This is a genomic window from Thermodesulfovibrionales bacterium (assembly GCA_026417875.1).
In the GTDB taxonomy this organism is placed as follows: Bacteria; Nitrospirota; Thermodesulfovibrionia; order Thermodesulfovibrionales; family CALJEL01; genus CALJEL01.
The window spans coordinates 1-6866 of sequence record JAOACK010000072.1 but is presented as its reverse complement, the minus strand read 5'-3'; the positions used below and the strand labels follow the sequence as shown (position 1 = coordinate 6866).

General features: G+C 38.7%; 8 protein-coding genes and 1 CRISPR repeat array. All 8 genes read right to left on the bottom strand.

Annotation, left to right across the window (positions count from 1 at the left end; translation table 11 throughout):
• Positions 1-27: 27 nt before the first annotated feature.
• Positions 28-363: a CRISPR direct-repeat array (repeat unit 36 nt; unit sequence GTCGCAATCCCTTTTAAATGAGGTCTTCTTTCCTAC).
• Positions 364-553: 190 nt separating this feature from the next.
• A complete protein-coding gene (cas2, locus tag N2257_09885; protein MCX7794692.1) occupies positions 554-835 on the bottom strand; it encodes a CRISPR-associated endonuclease Cas2 in 282 nt (93 codons plus the stop codon).
• Entirely contained in the window at positions 832-1647 is an 816-nt protein-coding gene (locus N2257_09880; GenBank protein ID MCX7794691.1) for a CRISPR-associated endonuclease Cas1, read from the bottom strand. Before N2257_09880 ends, cas2 (N2257_09885) begins: the two co-directional genes overlap by 4 nt.
• On the bottom strand, positions 1625-2578 hold the full coding sequence (gene cas1, locus N2257_09875; protein ID MCX7794690.1) for a CRISPR-associated endonuclease Cas1: 954 nt from the start codon (positions 2576-2578) through the stop codon (positions 1625-1627). Before cas1 ends, N2257_09880 begins: the two co-directional genes overlap by 23 nt.
• Positions 2579-2649: 71 nt before the next feature.
• A complete protein-coding gene (gene cas2 / locus N2257_09870) occupies positions 2650-2931 on the bottom strand; it encodes a CRISPR-associated endonuclease Cas2 (protein MCX7794689.1) in 282 nt (93 codons plus the stop codon).
• A 61-nt stretch (positions 2932-2992) separates the two neighbouring features.
• Complete coding sequence (cas6, locus tag N2257_09865) at positions 2993-3955, bottom strand: CRISPR system precrRNA processing endoribonuclease RAMP protein Cas6 (GenBank protein ID MCX7794688.1); 963 nt, start codon at positions 3953-3955, stop codon at positions 2993-2995.
• A 4-nt stretch (positions 3956-3959) separates the two neighbouring features.
• Positions 3960-4214, bottom strand: coding sequence for a CRISPR-associated protein Csx3 (locus N2257_09860; GenBank protein ID MCX7794687.1), 255 nt, complete (start codon positions 4212-4214; stop codon positions 3960-3962).
• A 2-nt stretch (positions 4215-4216) separates the two neighbouring features.
• Complete coding sequence (locus tag N2257_09855) at positions 4217-5746, bottom strand: hypothetical protein (GenBank protein ID MCX7794686.1); 1530 nt, start codon at positions 5744-5746, stop codon at positions 4217-4219.
• A gap of 33 nt (positions 5747-5779) precedes the next feature.
• The coding region (gene csm5 / locus N2257_09850) for a type III-A CRISPR-associated RAMP protein Csm5 (GenBank protein MCX7794685.1) at positions 5780-6866 on the bottom strand (1087 nt) is incomplete at its 5' end.

Sequence of the window (6866 nt, the reverse complement as noted above, 5' to 3'; positions counted from 1 at the left end):
GCTCTACTGCTCTGGCCGTAGGCCACTGTCGCAATCCCTTTTAAATGAGGTCTTCTTTCCTACTACTCGAGAGCGTAAGCGATGTAGACATAATAAAGGTCTACAGTCGCAATCCCTTTTAAATGAGGTCTTCTTTCCTACCTTGAAGTTTTTCTTGCTCCAAGACTTTTTTAGAGAACTGTGTCGCAATCCCTTTTAAATGAGGTCTTCTTTCCTACAATTAAAAGAGATTCTAGACACTCTCGAGTATTTACTCGGTCGCAATCCCTTTTAAATGAGGTCTTCTTTCCTACAGAGCTTGCATTCATTGATGAAATTTTTGATGCAGTCGCAATCCCTTTTAAATGAGGTCTTCTTTCCTACAGCCCCCACCCCTTTTTTCTATTTGTTTTCAATGTGTTATGAGAGCTGATTCTCATTTTTTCCATTTGCAAAAGTGAAACCGAAATTTTCTAAAGCTGTAACTTTAGATTATCTAATAATGCCCCTGCGACCCAGGCGTTGTCAAAGAGCCAGAAAGTTAAATAAATTACATCATAATTTATCAGAAAAGTCAAGTACCCAAAATAAGCTCTACTCCTTCTGGTATCCTGTCTCCACATCCAAGTACTGCTATAAGAGAGTCTTTCTGAAGGGGATAGATTCTTACGTCGTCTCTACCAGGGTCTATGAGTGCTGAGAGGTCATTCTTAAGGTTCTGGAGGTCTTGCCAGGTGAGTTCACAGTAAAATACTGAATATTGAAGATGAATGCCCCTTGCCTTCATGTAATTGAATACGCGCTGGAGTCTTCTATCATCACTTATGTCATAGCATACAAGATAGGGGCTCTTCATGTTCTTAACTCCCTGATTAATTCAAAGATTTCATCTATGATTTCTTCAACAGTGCGGGTAAGAACATCTCTCCTGTTTTCAAATCTGTGAAGTATATTCTGCATTCCCTGGCTATTGACCTCCCAGCCTGAAGACTTTTTTACTAAAAAATTTTCAGTCCCTGAACGGAAGAATTGCAGAGCCTGAATATCAATTTCTGCTCCCATTATGTAACAGATATCCAGGGCCAAGCCAAAATTATGTCTTCTGTGAATTACCCCTGTATGGGGATCAAGGTCTGCCTTTATGAGCCTCTCTATAATTAAACCCCTCAGGATGTTTGTAATAATCTCATTAAGAACATTCCATTTTTCCTCTGATGGTTTGAGCCTGTTGATTATCAATTGATAATTGCCCTCTCCGATTTCGTTGTAAAATCTGAATGCACGGTTTTTAAAAAGCCTGTTAAGTACCTTGAGCTGTATTGTCATGCGTTTTGTCTTTGCCCAGTTTGTGTATTTTTCTATGTTCTTATCTGATTGTAGTAAGATCTTCTGTTCCTCGTAATGAGCGGCAAGTTTATGGTTATAGGGTATTGTAACTGCCACCTCCTGTCCGTTTCTCTGCATGAATATAACAGGTATATTGTTTTCGGCAAAGAGTGTAATTGCTTGAGCATCAATTCTTACATTTCCTATAATCACTACTCTTGAAATTAACCTTGCAGGAATGCGCCTACCTGCCGTGAACCTGTCTTTGATCCAGACAGATGGTCCATCCCTGAGCACTGTAAGGCCCTTAAGGTTGTCATTAATATAAAGGCTCCTTTCCATCCAAAATGCTCCTTGCAAGGACTCTTACCTCTTCGGTTAATTGAGGTCTGATGGTTGAGGCCCACTCTTCATAGGCTGGATAAAACTTTTTTCTGCTATCCTTTTTTAAGTAACAGCCTGCCTGCCTTTCTTCATGTGAAAAATCTTCTGCTGTAAAATATTTATTTTTAAAAATCTCATATACAAATTTATCGGCAAGTGGTCGGAAGATTTCAATTATGTCGCATGCAAGGGATTCCCTTCCATATTCAAAGTGATGATAGAAACCTATTGTGGGGTCAAAGCCTGTTATCTCTATTTCCCTTACTGCTTCATAATGGAGCATGGTATAAACAAGAGAAAGCATAGCATTTACAGGGTCAAGGGGTGGTCTTCTGTTTCTACCTTTAAAGTTAAGTGATTGGTGAAAGAGCTTGCAGTAGGCTGAAAAATATACTGCCTGAGCACCTCCCTCAAAGCCTCTTAGAGAATCAATAGAAGGTGCTTCACTGATGGACTTCATGACCTTTTCGAGGCTATCTATTGCTGGAATGAATTCTATGCTTCTTGATTCTTCTGTAATTAAATTTTTCAAAAAATCTATCTGAGTTTTAACCTTACGTTCAATAATGGCTTTTGCTGTATGAAGACAGAAATCTCTGTTAATTGCCTTTTCATACTGTTTAAGCCTAAGTAGTCCGTTGTTGTGGAGCCGTCCGTGAAGTATTCCGCAGAATCTCATGCTTCTGCCAGAAAGAAAGAGTACACTTATCTTCTCATCTGCCAGTTTTCTGAAGACTGCTGTGTCAACAACCTTGTTCCCCACAATTATTACTCTCTTAAGGGGTGCTATGGGAACAATCCCTTCCTTTCTACCATTAAAGTAGAAGGCAAGAGCATTGCCATCAAGTTTGATGTGGATGTCTTTTCTGTCTATATAAAGTGTACCCATAAATCTTCACCAGAGCCAGAGCACAAGCATTTATTTAAAGAAAATTATTTTTCTACTCTGATGCCCTCTCTTTATCCTATATAAAAATAACTGGGGTCTCTGGGTTGAACCGCTATTCCAAGTGTGTGAGTTCTGCTCCTACCATCAAGTCTGAAGATATGGACTCTGTCTGATGATTCAAATATCATTCTTTTAAGATTGCTTATTACAAATCTCAATTCACCTTCTGTAAGAAAACATTCATATACAGACTTCTGTCCGCCTGTGCTGTAGGCTTTAAGAAAATATCTTACTCTGTTAAGCCTTTGTTCATCTGTAATGTCATAGGCAATTATGTAGAGGTCTCGCTTCATGATTTTAGTTTAATGGATGAGAAAGGGCAATGCACAGAAAAGAAATATTTCTGAAATATTTTTAATAAGCTGTTTTCAACCTGTACTTACCGAGGCCAAAGCTCGTGTTTTTGCCAGCATGGAGTATTTCACCTGCTTTAATAAATGGAAGGAATGGCTCTATATCTCCTTCATAGGTTATGCTGCCTACAAGGCCTCCGAGTTTCATGCGGCTATCCTGCCTGGAGGAATATCTTTCCCAGTCAAACCATCTGAGTTCAGAACTTTTTATGGTTACTTCTTCAGCATACTTAATTATGGCCCTGTAGTCTAACTGAGGTTTCTGATTACCGCAGTGAAAATAATAAATCAGGCTCAGTCGCCTGAGGATGTTTCTTATTAGGATGTGAAACTCGGGTTTTACAACAAGGTCTCTATTATATTTCATTCTGAGAGGTGTTATGAATTCTAAAGAAAGGTTTGTGCTCTTTCCTGAGGGCTTGAATTCTTCAGGGATTTCTATTTTATCCTTTTCTGTCTGGAAGATGGTCTTACTTTGAGCTGAATATACAGTGTGCTGACCATTTTTTACTTCTAGAAGTCTGTACTTACCCCGTCCTCTTCCTATGCCAGTATTGCCGAGCTCAACAAAGGTATAAATAAAGTAGGGTAGATAGTCTGTAGCCCTGCCGATCAGGATTAATTTAAAGTCAATGCGGCTTCCAGGTGGTATATTTTCTGGGCTTCGGGTTTTGAGTCCTGAATTGCCTTCAGGCGGCTCTAACACAAATGGATGGGGTACTCTTTCATACCTGTGCATGTTCATTATTTCAGCACCTTCAGTGGAAGGTGTTTCAAATACATAGGCATAGATGCATCTCGCCTTAAGCATACAATCTGTGCAGTCCTGCCTCTTAAGGATGCAGACAAGATGTCTGAAGACATTACCAAATCCACCTCTGAAGGTAGAGCCCTTGTAGTAAGGCAGGTTGAGCTCTTCTATGGCTTCAAGTGTAAAGGTGAATTTCTGATAGGGTATCTGCATGTTGCTAAGGTGTATGGTCGAAGATCACCACATCCCCTGTGACAGGACTCCGGTATATTAACTTCCTTGCCCTACCATGAAGGGCATGGGCTATCTTAAGATAAAGCCATATGGGACCTGCACCTGTGAGGATTACGTCATTTCCTTCACCGGCAAGCTCCAGGGCTTTCTGGAGGTAGTCTTTAAGTTGAGAAATTTTGGCCGTATCTTCTGAAGAGGTATTTTTGTAGAGTGTGTTTACATCAATAACTATCTCCATTTTTACTCCTCTTGTATAAATAATTTTTCCTTTAGCATTTTCGGAATCTGGTCAAGATAGTAATATTTAATATTATTCTGTCTTGCGGTATCTTCCTGAGATACTAAAGGTCCATTTATATAATGGGGAAATTCTTTGATCCCATTTTGATCGACTCTAACCATGGATGTAAGAAGTGGACCGATGATTATTGCCTGTCCGTAAGGTCCGCTCTTTTTGTAAGCAAGGGCCTCCTGTGCCTGAGCCAGATCACCTGAGAATTCATAGGTTTTAAGCTCTATAATAATCAGGGTACCAAAACTTGTAACTATTACAATATCATGTTCAGCATCATGCTTATGAGAGGAGTTTAGTCTTTTTGTTTTTACACCGTGGTATACTTCTGATATAAAGTTTCTTAGTTTGGGATTGGCCATTATTTCATCAATAATGGATGCAGCTACCATCCATTCAAAAAGAATGCCATTACTTCTGAATGCTGAGAAGGCTTTAACATCATTTTTATAAAGTGGACCATCATGAATATCAATTTGACCTCCCAGATCTCTAATCTGTGATATTAATATATTCTTTTCCTTATCATTTAATTTTTTGCTTACAAGTTTGATTTCATCAAATTCAATTCTTTTTATAACCTTATCAATGACAGCCCTCTTTATGCTGTTCCAGTAGTCTTCGTATATCTCTTTAGGCTTAAGAATTAAATTTAAGGGTTCGATGAGTTGATATAAATCTTTAGGTGTTTTAACCTGGTGAAGGGATGAAAAGATAATCTTAATTTTTCTTTCTAAGTCTTCATAGCCTTGCTTAGTTACGTGCACTTCATGCAGTTCAGGCTTTAATTCATTGAGTGATTTTCTTATATACTCTTTTAATTCATCTTTTGTTTTTAAGGATGGTTCTGGAGCCTTCATATAATTGAAAAAGGCTTCACGGAATATGTCGTTTTCTTTAAAATATTTCAGGGCTTTGCGGCCTATCTCTATCTTATTTCTGACCTCCCTTGAAGGATCGGGATAAAGCCTTTCTTCGTCCTTCAAGGTTTCGTAATTGAAAAGATATAAAAGTTCATCGAGAGAAAGAGGAGCAGAGGTCCTAAGCCAGTAACGACTATTACTAGCATCAAAGTACCATATTTCTGGAGGATTTGCTTCTACATAGAGGGCTATATCGTTTTTGAATTTTTCTTCTATCCTCTTCTGAAAAACATAAAGCATTGTAGCAGAAGGGATCTTCTGCCCTCCTGATACGTTCCAGACAACCTTTGGTAAATTCTCTGTATAGTTAATCAGTTTTGAAGAAAGGCTTTTGAAATTTTTTTCTTCCTCTACTGTAATTTTTAGTATTTCAGATTCAATACCTTTTTTATTTAACACATCAACAAGACGGGCTGTCAGCCCTTGTGCTTCTGTGAAAGGTGTTGAGATTATGACCACCTTTTTTGAGCCAAACTGAAGGACCGGCAGGAGATTCACAGTCTGCACGCCTGTAGAATTACAGATCATTATGTAATCTTCAAATACAGTATTCATGCTCTTACTTTTTCCTTTTCGACCTCCTATTCTTCAGAGCTTAGAGCCCGAGCCTACCACCTCAATTACTGCCCAGCCAAGAGGAACAGGGATATTATTTTTTATCCAGACTCTTCTTGATTTAGGGGCTATGTCTTTGCCCCTGTTAAGTCCTGCATAATTACGTACTGTCTTTCTTGTATCTTCTTCAAGGAGCATGACTATAGTGGTAGAAATCATGCCAGAGCCAAAACCTACTCTAAAGGTAGATGGATTGTTTATATACCATCTTTCTAAATCATGACCACGAGAAAAGTTCCTTTCAAAGGCAAAAATATCTTCTGACCAGTTTTTAAGCTGAGCAAAAATCTTATTAAGATTATCTGGAAGGTCTAACCTCCTGTTATATCTTTTAAACTCTTCAAGGAGCCTTTTATCCCATGAGGCTTCAAATTCAAGGACTGTATTCTCAGGAAGGCACTCTAACCATATGGCTGTTTTACTTAAAGAGGATTCTGTTCTATATGTCCATGTATGCTCTTTTTTTAGGATGTTTACCTCTATAAGGACTGTTTCGATCTCAGCGGGACAATAGGCATCTGTAACATGAAGCATCCTTAGCCAGTCCCTATTGGGAGAGCCTTTTTTATCATCAAGCCTGTAGCCCGCAAGCCATTTTTCTTCAGCCCATTCGAAGAGCTTTCTTTTATCCACTCTATTGTGGATATCAGTCTTTATCCTATCTTCAATGATACTTTTAAAGTCAGCCGGGTTACTGTCTTTTAAAGACTTCAGAGCATTATACAATAATGCTGTCCTTATAACACCTTTTATTGAAGTTCCCGGGATATAGGGTATACCAAAGCCATCTCTTATCATGGGTCTGAATTCCTGCATCCTTGAGGCATCGGACAGAACCTTTATCTTACGTTTGCCTGATAGGTCTTCTAAAACCTCATTTGTAAGTTTAACTGACCTACTTTTTAGGAATTCTGCCAGGTTAAATCTCTTTTCCTCTTGCTTGATAGCAGATACATAATCGGATATGAGATTTTTTTTATGTAATAAGAGTGACAATCTATCTTCTGAGACAGGATATACATACTGCCCCTCATGGATAAACTCCAGTCTGGTGATACGC